Consider the following 13355-nt stretch of genomic DNA (forward strand, 5'->3'; position numbering starts at 1 on the left):
TGACAAAAAATGCAACCCTTTGTGGAGTTTTCGTGTCTAAAATTTGAATATTTTCTTAACATTTTATTTTTAGAGATTTTTCCGTACCTTAAGGAGTTACGTAATCCATCAAGCCACATTATTCAGCAATTTAGCCAGGAAGCCTTGATTCCATATTTTTATATAAGAATTTTTCTATTTGTATTTCAGAATAATATTTTTGCAGTTCATTTATTACATTTAAGTATTGGCCCATTTCTGATAGCTTTACGACGGTTTGGTCAATCCCGTCAAAATCCGATCCAAATCCGACATGGTTTTCTCCGCCGAGTGAACAAATATGATCAAGGTGGCTAAGGATGTCACTTATATGCGCATTACCCGAAGTTGTGAGGAAATACGGGACGAAAGTAAGGCCCATGACTGAGTCCCCTCTGATTAAAGACCTTATTTGGTCATCTTTAAGGTTGCGGGGGTGTGGACATTTTGTATACGAATTTGAATGGGAAGCAACCGGGAAATCGGCCAGTTCCATCACATCCCAAAATCCCCTTTCGGATAAATGGGAGACATCACACCAAATCTTTTTTTGATTAAGAAGTTTTACTACTTTTCTTCCAAATTGGGTAAGGCCTCGCCCTCTTTTTTCCATGACCCCGTCCGCTACCGCGTTTGCCCAGTTCCATGTGAGGCCCACAGACGCAACTCCATAATCAAGCAACTTCACTAGTTTGCTCATATCATCCCCAATTGCATCACAGCCTTCGAGGGTGAGCATCGCACCGATTTCATCATTCTTTAACCGGTCGATTTCCTTTTTATTCCTCACTTGAACCACGCTTTCAGAACTACCGATTACCTTTTCATGGAAAATTCGGGCCATTTGCTCCGCTGCTTTGAATTTTTCCTCTTGTTTGATGTCAGACGGAACATAGATGGCAAAACATTGGACTTTTATCCCTGCTTTCCTGATTCCCTCCAGATTTGCCTGAAGGCTTGGTGAGTTTTTGAATAAGATGGATTTGTCCTCGAACATTTTTAATAAAGCATCACAATGCGCATCAAATAGTTTCACTTTTGTTAATCCCTCCACACGTTTTAATTATACAATTCTATTTTTGGCACTAAAAAACCTGCTTGAAGATTCAAGCAGGCTTTTGTCCTGGTGCAGTAAACAAGTTCTCCTCTTTCATAAGCTCATTTCCGGACAGCAAGGTTTTTATCTTGGTTCTACAATTAGCTTAATTGCTGTTCGTTCTTCCCCGTCGATGAGAATATCGGTAAAGGCAGGGATGCAAATCAGATCTACTCCGCTAGGGGCTACAAATCCTCTTGCTATCGCTACTGCTTTTACCGCCTGATTCAGTGCACCTGCACCGATTGCCTGGATTTCAGCCCCGCCTCTCTCACGCAGAACCCCGGCAAGCGCACCAGCTACAGAATTAGGATTAGATTTTGCTGAAACTTTTAATATTTCCATTCCTAGCTCCTCCTCATATAATCCCGATCCCGCATGAGCAGCTCATGGACAAGTCAGGTATATATCATTCCATTCATACTATATTCATGGCATGTTGGACATATTCCGGCTTGGAGCACTTTTCATGTATGCTTTCCTTTTCCAAATCATTTCACGAGTAAAAGCAATAGCAAAATTAGGAATAAAAAGGATGGTCGCTGTTAATCAAAATCCTCTCGATTTTTCTTGTTTTACCTGTTTTCCTATCCAACTCAACCATTATGGCCGAGAGTTGCACAGGACCTTCCTTCGGCACTTCAAAACGGACTGGCATGGAGGTGAGGAATCTTTTTATAACCGCGTCCCTCTCAACGCCTAGAATGCCATCATACGGACCGGTCATTCCCACATCCGTAATAAACCCTGTTCCGCCCGGCAATATCCTATTATCCGATGTTTGGACATGCGTATGGGTGCCAACGACTGCAGATACCCGGCCGTCCAAATACCAGCCCATTGCCATTTTTTCACTCGTTGCTTCCGCATGAAAATCAACAAAGATAAAAGGCGTCCTAGCACTTGCTTCTTCAACCAACTCATCTGCTTTTCGAAATGGACAGTCAATAGCCGGCAAAAAGGTTCTTCCCTGCAGATTAATGACAGCAACTTCAAGTTCATTCAGTTTCAGGTAAACCAGGCCTTTACCGGGGGTTCCGGCCGGAAAATTTGCTGGCCTTACCATATTTTTCGCTTGATCGATAAATTCAAGAATATCCCTATTATCCCAAGCATGATTTCCCAATGTAACAGCCTGAGCCCCCCATTCAAGAAAGTTCTTGTAAATCTGCCCTGTAATTCCCTTGCCTCCTGCAGCATTTTCACCATTAATGATTGTCAGATGCGGCCTATATTTTTCCTTTAGCTTCGGCAGATATTCCTTTACCGTATCTCTCCCCGGTGAACCGACTACATCGCCAATAAATAATATATTCATGTATTAAACCTTCCAGTTCTACATATTTTTTTATCATTGTATCACATCGTTCATTCCTTTAACCCCAACTGCCCTCAATGAGAACAAAAAGACAGCGGCTTCGCCGCTGTCCATTGTTTTTACTTCGCATATTCGACTGCCCGGGTTTCACGGATGACTGTGACTTTAATATGACCCGGATAATCAAGTTCTTCTTCAATCCTCTTCCGGATATCCCTTGCCAGTCTATGAGCCGCGAGGTCATCAATTGCTTCAGGCTTAACCATAATCCTGACTTCACGCCCTGCCTGGATGGCAAAAGATTTCTCAACACCTTCATAGGATTCGGAAATTTCTTCAAGCTTTTCAAGCCTGCGGATGTAGTTTTCCAGCGTTTCGCTTCTTGCCCCTGGACGTGCGGCTGACAATGCATCAGCAGCAGCAACAAGGACTGCGATAATCGAAGTTGGCTCCACATCACCATGGTGGGAAGCAATGCTGTTAATAACCACAGGATGTTCCTTGTACTTAGTTGCAAGCTCCACGCCGATTTCAACATGGCTTCCTTCCACTTCATGGTCGATTGCCTTGCCGATATCATGGAGAAGACCCGCCCGGCGGGCAAGAGTTTCGTCCAAGCCAAGCTCGGCAGCCAACAGCCCAGAAAGCTGGGCTACTTCCGTGGAGTGCTTCAAGACATTTTGTCCGTAGCTTGTACGGAACTTCAGGCGGCCCAAAATTTTAATCAAGTCTGGATGTAATCCATGAACTCCGACTTCAAAGGTCGTCTGTTCCCCAATTTCGCGGATATGCTCATCCACTTCACGGCGCGCCTTATCAACCATTTCTTCAATCCGAGCCGGGTGGATGCGGCCATCTTGCACCAGCTTGTCCAGTGCCAGGCGGGCTGTTTCACGGCGGATCGGGTCGAAACCAGATAAAATTACGGCTTCAGGGGTATCGTCGATAATTAAGTCGATACCTGTCAAAGTTTCAAGAGTCCTAATATTCCGGCCTTCACGGCCAATTATGCGGCCCTTCATTTCATCATTCGGAAGGTTGACAACTGAAACTGTTGTTTCTGCCACATGGTCGGCAGCGCAACGCTGGATTGCGAGCGACAGGATATCCTTCGCCTTCTTGTCCGCTTCTTCTTTCGCGCGGTTCTCAGTTTCCTTGATCATCATGGCCATGTCATGGGCAAGTTCTTTTTCCGTCTGATCCAAAATAATTGATTTAGCTTCTTCCCTTGTCAAACCGGAGATTCTCTCAAGCTCGGTCTGCTGGGCCCGTACCAACTCGTCCACTTTGCTTTCCATCTGTTCAATATGCTGTTGTCTTTGGTTAAGAGAATCATCCTTTTTCTCTAAAAGGTTTTCCCGCTTGTTTAGCGTTTCATCCTTCCGATCCAAGTTTTCTTCTCTTTGCAGCAAACGGTTTTCTTGTTTTTGCAGTTCATTTCTTCGTTCCCGAACCTCACGTTCCGCTTCTGTACGAAGCTTGTGAATTTCATCCTTCGCTTCAAGCAGGGCTTCCTTTTTTGATGCTTCCGCATCGCGTTTTGCATCATCAAGGATTTGAGCTGCCTCGCTCTTTGCGCCAGCTACTTGTTTCTCAGCAAAGGACTTACGAATAAAATAGCCAACAACCGCACCGACGAATAGGCCAAGCAATGTGGAGATGATGATAGTAATAGGGTCCATCGTTACACCTCCTCTTGCTATGAACTTGTGTTACATTTTCAAGTGTCGGCATGTACATTGTGTTTCAACATACAGCAAGCACCAAGGCTTTTAACATGTAAAATTACCAAAAATGTAAAATATACAATGTTAATTGTAAAGCTGACAATATTCATTGTCAAGGGTTACTCAAGCGTGGACCTCTATTGGCAGGCATTTTCAAGGAGTTGTTGCCTTCCGTTCCAATCAACTCTATAAAAATGAACAATCCCATTTAACCCAGCCTAATTTTAAAAAAAGCAAAGCCGAAACGGCTTTGCTTCTGTGATAGGATTAATCGATCAATTCAAACTGTTCCGAATCGTCCTCTTCTTCTTGTACAACTTTCACACCGTCGAGTCCATAATGGTCACGGATTTTCTGCCTGACCTGATCACGGATTTCAGGATTTTCCCTCAGGAATGTCTTGGCATTTTCCCTTCCCTGGCCAATCCGCTCTTCATTGTATGAATACCAGGAGCCGCTTTTTTGGACAATATCGAGATCTGAACCTATGTCTACAATTTCGCCCTCACGCGAGATGCCTTCACCATACATGATGTCGACTTCTGCTGTACGGAATGGCGGAGCGACCTTGTTTTTTACAACTTTAATCTTTGTTTTGTTCCCAATCATTTCAGTGCCCTGCTTTATTGCTTCGGCGCGGCGCACTTCCAGACGGACAGTGGAATAGAACTTTAGTGCGCGGCCTCCAGGTGTTGTTTCTGGATTGCCGAACATGACTCCAACTTTTTCACGAATCTGGTTAATGAAAATAGCAATGGTTTTAGACTTGTTGATTGCACCAGAAAGCTTCCTTAGTGCCTGGGACATTAGGCGGGCCTGCAACCCGACGTGGGCGTCACCCATCTCGCCTTCAATTTCAGCTTTAGGTACTAGTGCCGCTACAGAGTCTACTACAACGATATCAACTGCCCCGCTGCGTACAAGGGCTTCCGCGATTTCAAGTGCCTGCTCGCCTGTATCAGGCTGGGAAAGCAGCAATTCATCGATATTGACGCCAAGCTTTTGCGCGTATGCAGGGTCGAGGGCGTGCTCAGCATCAATAAATGCTGCCGTTCCTCCATTTGCCTGGACTTCCGCAATTGCATGGAGTGCAACTGTTGTTTTACCAGAGCTTTCAGGGCCATAAATTTCAATAATACGCCCACGTGGATATCCGCCTACTCCAAGTGCGATATCCAAAGTAAGGGATCCGCTTGAAATAATGGAAATCTGTGTGTCTGTCTTTTCTCCAAGTTTCATGATGGAACCTTTACCAAATTGTTTTTCTATTTGCTTAAGAGCCATTTCTAAGGCAGCTTGACGATCACTCACTATGTTTCCTCCTCAAATTCATATATAAAAAGCATTAAGCGATTGACTAAAATCTAGCAAATTACTTCTATAAATAATATACTATTTTTCAACGCTCATGTCCAGCAAAAACACGAACATTTATTCGATTGTTTTCACTCGAACACAGCCGCCAAACTTATAAAATCCCCTTTTGAATTGCTCTTTTTGTGCATTTCTCCCCAGTCAAAAACCGATTTCTTGCTTGTTTCTGACTATTGCCAGACTGTTCTTGAATAAGAAAAGAAAGGAAGCCCTCAATCAGGCTTCCTGAATTTCCTTTAATTTTTTGAGCAGGAAATAACAGCCGTACTTGACTGTCCTAATTCGATTCGCTGCCCTGGTTCCGCCCAGATTCAGTTTCTCCACAGCGGCCGGCTTTCCATTTACGCTTATGCCTATATAGACGGTGCCCACCGGTTTGCCTTCCAGCTCATCCGGACCCGCCACACCCGTAAAACTGATCCCAATGTCCGCATTCATTAACGAAGCAACATTCTCGGCAAGCTCAGCCGCGCACTTTCGGCTAACGACTCCATCATGCTCAATTGTTTCCTTCCTAACATGCAGGACATTCGCTTTTACTTCATTCGTGTAGCAGATAACCCCGCCTTTTAGGCTGCCGCCGGCACCGGGTATGCTTGTAAACTGTTCCTGGAACATTCCTCCGGTCAGACTTTCCGCACATGAAATAGTTAGCTTATTTTCTTTCAGAAGCTTGGCCAATTCGTCCATTAACGATATTTCATCATATCCGTAAAAATATTGTCCGACACGGCTAAGGATTTTTTCTTCCATTTCGTCAATCAATTCAATTGCACTGCTGATGACAGAATGCTTAGCAGTCAGCCTTAACGTTACCTCACCTTCGGCAGCGAGTGGTGCGATTGTCGGGTTGCTCTGGTTGTCTATTAAATCTTCAATTTCATTCTCGAGCAGCGCCTCCCCTATTCCAAAAAAGCGGAGGACCCTCGAAACAATTTGTTCCTGACTCGATAAACGGCCAACAAGCGCTGCTGTACCATAAGTGAGGAACATCGGCTCCAATTCGCTTGGGGGGCCTGGAAGCAGCATATATAGCTTATCTTCCTTTGTAACGACCATTCCTGGCGCCATTCCATGGTTATTCGGGAGAACCTGGGCTCCTTGTAAAATAAGGGCTTGTTTACGGTTGTTTTCGGTCATTTCCCTTTTCGTCCTCTTGAAGAAAAGCTCAATCTGTTCCATGGCATTTTCATCTGACTCAAGCGGCAGTCCGAGATGGGAAGCGACGGTCTCTTTTGTCAGATCATCTTTTGTCGGCCCAAGGCCACCCGTGATGATAATAAAATCCGAACGGCTTTCGGCAATTTCCAGTGCATGTTTAAACCGGGTCGCGTTATCACCGACAACTGTATGATAATAAACATTGATACCAATCAAGGCTAGCTGTCCGGAAAGGAAGCGGGCATTGGTATTGGTAATTTGGCCGAGCAGCAATTCAGAACCTACTGCAATAATTTCAGCATTCACAAAATCATCACCTTCACGTTTGCATTGTTCTATTTTGAGTTTTTAAACACATGCATGTTTTTCGCAAAATAATCCCAGCCTGACCAAACAGTAAAAAACATCGCAACCCACAGGGCGATCTGGGCGAATGGAATGGAGACCATTTCAAAAATAATGTTGTGAAGCAACAGCGCCGATATCGCTATAATCTGTGCCCACGTTTTAATTTTGCCAAGCATATTGGCCGCGACCACTTCTCCCCCTTCAACTAGGAGGAGCCTTAGCCCGGTAACAGCAAACTCCCGGCTAATGATAACGATGACAATCCAAGACGCGGCAAACTGCAGTTCGACGAGTACAATGAGTGCTGCTGATACAAGCAGTTTATCTGCTAACGGATCAAGGAATTTCCCCATATTTGTCACAAGATTGTATTTTCTCGCATAATAACCGTCAACCCAATCGGTTGAAGCCGCTATTATAAACAATAGTGCACCGACAAAATGGGTTACGGGCATTTTTGCTCCAAGCAGGCTGATTTCCCCCCAGTCAATCGGGAAAAGCATAATAATTAAAAACAAAGGAATCATGAGTATTCTTGAGATGGTAATTTTATTAGGTATATTCATTTTTCTTTCCTCCAGATGGTTTAAGCTAGGGCGAGAAAAAATAGCCATCAACAGGATGACTATTCATTCCCCTTAATATAGCGGATTGTTATATCCTGGCGGACTCTCTCAGTTGCCGGGACTGCATAATCCAACTTTTGCCCATTTACATATATTTCGGTATCGACCGTCCTGCCCACGATGATGACAGCTTCCGCCTCATTTGAAAAATCAACTGTTTCACTGTCCTTTTTGCCAACAGCCAGCATTCCCTGGAAGAAAGACTTTCCTTTGCCATTCTTAATACTTACCCAGGTTTCTCCTGTGGAAACGACCTTTACTTCGAATTTTTCCGCGTTTTTCAAATCATACGTAGAATTTCGTCCTGAAGATTCCGCAACAATAAGTTCCTGCGCTGGTGTTTCAGGTTCTGCAGGTTCTTCCTCTTTCTTGTTTTCATCTCCATCAGTGCCGCTGTTGTTTCCGTTATCCTTTTCATCATCCTTCTGTTCTTCGCCAGGAGGTTTAACAATTGTCGTCGGCGGCTTATCCTGATTTTTATTAGAAGCGGCGTTATTGCCTGTGAAATGTTGGACGAGAAAATAGATGAATGCTGCAATCCCAATGACAAATACCCAGGTTAATACTTTTGGAAGAACACCCAAAATCTTTGAACTTCCTTCAGGCAGTCCTTTTCTGGATTTTACCCTTGATAGTTGTTCGGGCAGGTCCTGTTGATAGGCTGAAGGTATTTCAGCTTTATATGTATCAAAGATTTCATCCGGATCCACCCCCACTGCTTCACTATATTGTTTAATAAAGGCGCGGACATAAAAATCCCCCGGCATCGTTGAATAATTTCCTTCTTCAATTCCGGATAAATACCGTTTTTGTATTTTCGTAACAGCCTGGAGATCATCAAGGCTCAGTCCTTTTTCGAGCCTCGCTTCTTTCAACCGGTTACCTAGTTCAGTCAATTCAAACACCTTCCAACTTTTTTAAAAATCGAATTCTCCAAATTCCGATGCAGAAAACAGTTCGTTGCCTTGTTCAACTACATCATATGTTATCGTCTCATCCGCATGATTGCGGAGTTCAATAATATAGTCGAAATCGTCCATCGTATACTCGGAGTTCCTCACAAAAATATCCGGATGCTCAATCACTTTTACAGCAGGGAGCCGCATGATTTCCCTTACAAGTTGCCAGTGTTTTTCATTGGCTCTCTTTGTTGAAACAATTCCGTCTATGATAAAGATATTATCCGAGTTGTACTCATCCTGGATCAACTGGCTTCTTATCGTTTGTTTCAGGAGGGTCGAGGAAACAAATAGCCACTTTTTATTTGCGCAAACACTGGCGGCAACGATTGATTCTGTTTTGCCAACTCTCGGCATTCCTCTGATCCCAATCAGTTTATGACCTTCCTGTTTATACAATTCAGCCATAAAATCAACTAGTACCCCGAGCTCGCTGCGGACAAACCGGAATGTCTTTTTGTCGTCAGCATCCCGCTGGATATAGCGCCCGTGCCGGACTGCAAGCCTGTCCCGAAGCTTCGGCTCACGGATTTTTATTAATCTTATTGTATCCATTGTATGTAAAATCGACTCAAGACGTTGAATCTGATCATCATTTTCGGCGAGGATTAACAAGCCCCTCCTACCTTGGTCCACTCCATTAATCGTCACAATATTGATGGAGAGCATTCCCAATAGTGAAGAAATATCACCCAGCAGGCCGGGACGGTTTTTACGGATTTCGTATTCAACGTACCACTCTTTTTTAGCCATGTGAACCTCCTGGGTTACCTTTATGACAAATTTCATCATATTTGTCTAAACCTATATTATATGATTTTGTTAGAAGATGAAAGGAAAAAACAAATACAATTGCATACAAGGTCAGCCAGAGCCAAAAAGAAAAAGAGAGGAGGTCCTCTCTTTAGCGGGTTCCGTTATTCTGGACTAGTTTGACCATCATGTTGGCAATCGCCTGCTGTTCATCTTTGTCAGCTACTGACCATAAATCTGCAAGAATTCTTTCCTGCTCGTTTTTCGGCTCTACCTGGTTTGCAAGATAGTCCCCAATCTGGTACGCAAGGTCTGAAACAACATTTTTGCTGACTCCCTCATCCTGTGCCTGGTGCAGCCTGTCTGCGAGAAAGTCTTCCCACTGTTTCCAGTTATCAAGAATAGACATCTTTTACCCTCCTTAAATGTAGTACAACCTTAGTTTTCCGGAGGGTAGCAGGAAATATACGCGAATTTCTATATTCAAGTGTACCAGCCGCCGTTTATGGAAAGGACTTGTCCCGTAATATATGATGACAGGTCGGACACGAGGAATACGACCCCATTCGCAATTTCATCCGGCCGGCCAAGCCTTCCCATTGGGATTTCCGAGGCAATGTCAGCAAGCTCAGTGTTTGTGAACTGATTGAGCATTGCCGTCTCCACAGCTCCAGGGGCAATTGCATTGACTCTAATCCCGCTAGGGGCAAGCTCTTTGCTTAATGCCTTTACAAATGAAATCTGCGCCCCCTTTGCAGCTGAGTAAACTGCTTCGCAAGCCGCGCCAGTTTCGCCCCAAATTGATGAGATAAACACAATGTTTCCGGACTTTTTTGCCAACAGTTTTGGCAAGAGAGCTTTCGTCAGCAATATAGGGTTCAAGGTGTGTATGTTAAATAGCCTTCCTGCTTCTTCATCGGTTAGATCCTGAAAGAGTCCATAAACACTCGTTCCACCGCAGTGTACAATCGCATCCAAACCAAAGATTTTCGGAAGGATGTCCTTGTAGCCGCATGCCCTCCCGAGGTCGGCCTGAATAGGAACATATTCCCCTCCGAACCTGCCAGACAGATCAGCCATCAATGAGTCGATCGACCCTTTGTTTAAGTGATAATGTAAATATAAATGATACCCTTGTTCAGCAAGTGTCTGGGCAACCGCCCTACCAATCCCGCCGCTCGCACCTGTAATTAATGCATACTTTTTCATCATTTTCCCCCATTTTCAGAAAAACCAAAAAGCGCCGGGCTGGCGCTTTTTGTACATCCTTTACTCTCCGGCTGGTACAACCTGGCATACTGTAAACCGTTCTTCTTCAAATAATTCGTTTGCAGCTTTTTGAATTTCTTCAGGCGTTAATTTTTCAAGGATTGGCACAACAGAGAATAAATCCATCTCATTAAACGCATATCTTGTGAACTGATTGGCAATAAATTCAGGAGAATTGACCGCCCTTAGGAAGGACCCGATTTTCTTTCGTTTTGCCCTCTCAAGCTGCTCTTTTGTAAAACTGCCTTCTTTCGCATTTTCCAAAATTATCCGGAGTTCACCCGCAAGTTCATCGGGATTGGCCGTATCCCCGCCAACCATCGCAAAGCCAAACCCATGCTCCTGAGTGTAATCGAAAGAAAACGTTTCATCAATTAAGCCTTTCTCATAAAGGCGGAAATAATTTTCGGAGCTTTTGCTAAAAAGCATTTCCAGCACTAAATTAATCGAAAGCTCCTGTTTTAACATTTCCTCTCCACTCGTGCCGACCCCCGCAGCTTTTAGGCCTACCAGGCACTTGGACGTCTGGACATTCATTTTCAGAACCTGCTTTTCCTTGGCAACCTGCGGCGGTTCCTGTTCAACTTTCCTCTCAATTTCCGCCCGGTCGCTGAATTGTTTTTTCGACTGGTTCGCCCTGACCTGGTCCATTATTTTTTCAGGATCCACCGGGCCGACAATAAATAAGAGCATATTAGACGGATGATAGAAGGTGTTGTAGCATTCATAAAGCATATCCTTATCGATTTTAGCAATTGACTCAATCGTCCCGGCAATATCGATTTTGACAGGATGGTTATGGTACATGTTTTCAATCAGTCCAAAATATAGCCGCCAATCTGGATTGTCATCATACATCGTGATTTCCTGTCCGATAATCCCTTTTTCTTTTTCAACTGTTTTCTCGGAGAAATACGGCTCCTGGACAAAATCCATCAATGTTTCAAGATTTTCTTCCACTCTCGATGTAGATGAAAAAAGGTAAGCCGTCCTCGTAAACGAGGTAAATGCATTCGCGGAAGCGCCCTGCTTGCTGAATTGCTGGAACACATCCCCATCCTCTTTTTCAAACAGCTTATGCTCAAGAAAATGGGCAATGCCGTCAGGAACGGATACGAAATCACTTTTACCCGGTGGCTTAAATGTATTGTCAATGGAACCGTACTTTGTTGTAAAAGTGGCATAGGTTTTATTGAACCCATTTTTCGGAAGAATATAAACATCGAGGCCGTTGGCAAGCTTTTGATAATAAAGCTCTTCATTCAGTTGTTTGAATTCAATTTTCTCCATGTTCGGCCGCCTCCTTTCCTGTCAAAAAATAAATGGTGTCAAGGCTGATTTTTTGTGCAACGTCAACCACTTCTTCACGGGTTGTTTTTTTCATTCCCTCTATCCAATTGCTAAATGGGATTTCTTTACCCGCGGCAACATTATGGTATAGCACCTCTACAATCCCGCGGTTCGTATCAATCGTTTCAAGAAGCTGATTCACAATGACAGCCTTTGTCTGTTCCATTTCAGCTTCAGTGAAGTCCCCATTTTTCATCGCATCCATTTGTTCAGCGATAATTCCGACGGCCTGGTCATAGTTTTTCAGATCAATACCAGACATGACCATCATCAGTCCTTTATGGCTTTCAAGCCTGCTGGCCGCATAATAGGCAAGGCTTGCTTTTTCTCGGACATTAATAAACAGTTTGGAGTGGGAAAACCCGCCAAAGATCCCGTTGAAAACTTGCAGCGCATGATAATCCTTATCTCCATAGAAAATATTTGTCCTGTATCCTATATTCAATTTTCCTTGTTTCACGTCCTGAGGCTCTTTCACAACCTTAACTTCATCTCTCTTGAAGGATGATGTGCTCTTTTCTACATAGATCGGCTTTCTTGGCTGAAACCTGAACAGTCCCCCAGCAAGCGCCTTTGCTTCTTCCTCCTCCACGTCTCCGATGACGTATAAATCCAGTTCATCCTCTTCTAAAGCTTTCTGGTAGTACTCATACAGGCCTGCAGGAGTGATTCCGTCAACATCTTCCTGCCTGCCATTGACGTTGATCGCATAGGCCTCGCCCTTATACATTTCTTCAATCAGCCGGAAATTGGAGTAACGCATTTTATCATCATAGGTGGATTGGATTCTTTGCTTCAAGGTGCGTTTTTCTTTTTCCACAGTGGCCTCGTCAAAGCCATTCCCATCCGTGAAGGGATTTAAAAGAATTTCGTTTAGGAACTCAAAGCCCTTCCTAAGGAGCGGCGAAGAGTCAGTGAGGAATTTTTCATTCGCAATTTCTAGGAAAAATGTAATAATATGATAATCGCCTTTTTTTGCAAGTTCAGCATAGAGGACTGCACCATAAAGTTCATCCAAATAGGCCCTTAGCTTTGTCGTGGTTGGGTAAAGGGCTGAGCTGCTCTGCAGGACATGCGGCAATAAAGCTCTTAGTGTTGCTTCTTTTTCGTTTAGTGGGGCTTTCATTTTAAAGACAAGAGCATTTGTTTTATATTTTCCCGTTTTTACAACATGGAGCTTGAACCCCTCCATGGGAAACGTTCTTTCTGGCAAAATTTCCATTGCGATGCCTCCCTCTTATTTACACACTCTACAATAATACCCATTATGATTCCATTCTAATTTTCCCACAGCAATAATATTCTATTCTAACTATAATTTCTCAGGGCACGTATTTACAAATGATATCGCTTCAC

General features: G+C 43.8%; 13 protein-coding genes. All 13 read right to left on the reverse strand.

All coding sequences use genetic code 11. The features are described from left to right. Positions 1–130: 130 nt before the first annotated feature. The 13 genes from D1B31_RS16725 to yfmF all read right to left on the reverse strand — a co-directional run bounded on the left by D1B31_RS16725 (position 131) and on the right by yfmF (position 13221). Complete coding sequence (locus D1B31_RS16725) at positions 131–1054, reverse strand: dipeptidase (RefSeq protein WP_118922500.1); 924 nt, start codon at positions 1052–1054, stop codon at positions 131–133. A gap of 144 nt (positions 1055–1198) precedes the next feature. Further along, positions 1199–1459, reverse strand: a complete 261-nt coding sequence (gene spoVS / locus D1B31_RS16730) for a stage V sporulation protein SpoVS (protein WP_010193268.1) — start codon at positions 1457–1459, stop codon at positions 1199–1201. Positions 1460–1634: 175 nt separating this feature from the next. Further along, entirely contained in the window at positions 1635–2432 is a 798-nt protein-coding gene (locus D1B31_RS16735; RefSeq protein ID WP_118922502.1) for a TIGR00282 family metallophosphoesterase, read from the reverse strand. A gap of 119 nt (positions 2433–2551) precedes the next feature. Next, a complete protein-coding gene (gene rny, locus D1B31_RS16740; protein WP_118922504.1) occupies positions 2552–4114 on the reverse strand; it encodes a ribonuclease Y in 1563 nt (520 codons plus the stop codon). Positions 4115–4426: 312 nt separating this feature from the next. Continuing rightward, the gene (recA, locus tag D1B31_RS16745) at positions 4427–5470 is read right to left on the reverse strand and encodes a recombinase RecA (RefSeq protein WP_118922506.1); all 1044 of its coding nucleotides are present in this window, start codon (positions 5468–5470) and stop codon (positions 4427–4429) included. 279 nt (positions 5471–5749) lie between these two features. Next, positions 5750–7000 (reverse strand): competence/damage-inducible protein A, encoded by a 1251-nt coding sequence (locus D1B31_RS16750; protein ID WP_118922508.1) that lies wholly within the window; start codon positions 6998–7000, stop codon positions 5750–5752. 29 nt (positions 7001–7029) lie between these two features. Next, positions 7030–7608, reverse strand: a complete 579-nt coding sequence (gene pgsA, locus D1B31_RS16755) for a CDP-diacylglycerol--glycerol-3-phosphate 3-phosphatidyltransferase (RefSeq protein ID WP_118922510.1) — start codon at positions 7606–7608, stop codon at positions 7030–7032. A 59-nt stretch (positions 7609–7667) separates the two neighbouring features. Continuing rightward, positions 7668–8573, reverse strand: a complete 906-nt coding sequence (locus D1B31_RS16760) for a helix-turn-helix domain-containing protein (protein WP_338036487.1) — start codon at positions 8571–8573, stop codon at positions 7668–7670. Between the two features lie 12 nt (positions 8574–8585). Then, the gene (locus tag D1B31_RS16765; RefSeq protein WP_118922514.1) at positions 8586–9380 is read right to left on the reverse strand and encodes a DUF3388 domain-containing protein; all 795 of its coding nucleotides are present in this window, start codon (positions 9378–9380) and stop codon (positions 8586–8588) included. Between the two features lie 151 nt (positions 9381–9531). After that, positions 9532–9789: a DUF3243 domain-containing protein gene (locus tag D1B31_RS16770; protein ID WP_118922516.1), complete on the reverse strand. Its 258-nt coding sequence runs from the start codon at positions 9787–9789 to the stop codon at positions 9532–9534. A 74-nt stretch (positions 9790–9863) separates the two neighbouring features. After that, the gene (ymfI, locus tag D1B31_RS16775; RefSeq protein ID WP_118922518.1) at positions 9864–10589 is read right to left on the reverse strand and encodes an elongation factor P 5-aminopentanone reductase; all 726 of its coding nucleotides are present in this window, start codon (positions 10587–10589) and stop codon (positions 9864–9866) included. Positions 10590–10649: 60 nt separating this feature from the next. Beyond that, positions 10650–11939, reverse strand: coding sequence for an EF-P 5-aminopentanol modification-associated protein YfmH (gene yfmH, locus D1B31_RS16780; RefSeq protein ID WP_118922521.1), 1290 nt, complete (start codon positions 11937–11939; stop codon positions 10650–10652). After that, on the reverse strand, positions 11926–13221 hold the full coding sequence (gene yfmF, locus D1B31_RS16785; RefSeq protein WP_118922523.1) for an EF-P 5-aminopentanol modification-associated protein YfmF: 1296 nt from the start codon (positions 13219–13221) through the stop codon (positions 11926–11928). Before yfmF ends, yfmH begins: the two co-directional genes overlap by 14 nt. Between the last annotated feature and the right edge of the window lie 134 nt (positions 13222–13355).

The sequence above is a fragment of the Neobacillus notoginsengisoli genome, assembly GCF_003515685.1.
Classification (GTDB): Bacteria; Bacillota; Bacilli; order Bacillales; family Cytobacillaceae; genus Bacillus_D; species Bacillus_D notoginsengisoli.

Coding starts and splice junctions, on each gene's coding strand:
- spoVS (WP_010193268.1), bottom strand. CDS start 1,459: ATGGAAATATTAAAAGTTTCAGCAAAATCTAATCCTAATTCTGTAGCT.
- D1B31_RS16735 (WP_118922502.1), bottom strand. CDS start 2,432: ATGAATATATTATTTATTGGCGATGTAGTCGGTTCACCGGGGAGAGAT.
- rny (WP_118922504.1), bottom strand. CDS start 4,114: ATGGACCCTATTACTATCATCATCTCCACATTGCTTGGCCTATTCGTC.
- pgsA (WP_118922510.1), bottom strand. CDS start 7,608: ATGAATATACCTAATAAAATTACCATCTCAAGAATACTCATGATTCCT.
- D1B31_RS16765 (WP_118922514.1), bottom strand. CDS start 9,380: ATGGCTAAAAAAGAGTGGTACGTTGAATACGAAATCCGTAAAAACCGT.
- D1B31_RS16770 (WP_118922516.1), bottom strand. CDS start 9,789: ATGTCTATTCTTGATAACTGGAAACAGTGGGAAGACTTTCTCGCAGAC.
- ymfI (WP_118922518.1), bottom strand. CDS start 10,589: ATGAAAAAGTATGCATTAATTACAGGTGCGAGCGGCGGGATTGGTAGG.
- yfmH (WP_118922521.1), bottom strand. CDS start 11,939: ATGGAGAAAATTGAATTCAAACAACTGAATGAAGAGCTTTATTATCAA.
- yfmF (WP_118922523.1), bottom strand. CDS start 13,221: ATGGAAATTTTGCCAGAAAGAACGTTTCCCATGGAGGGGTTCAAGCTC.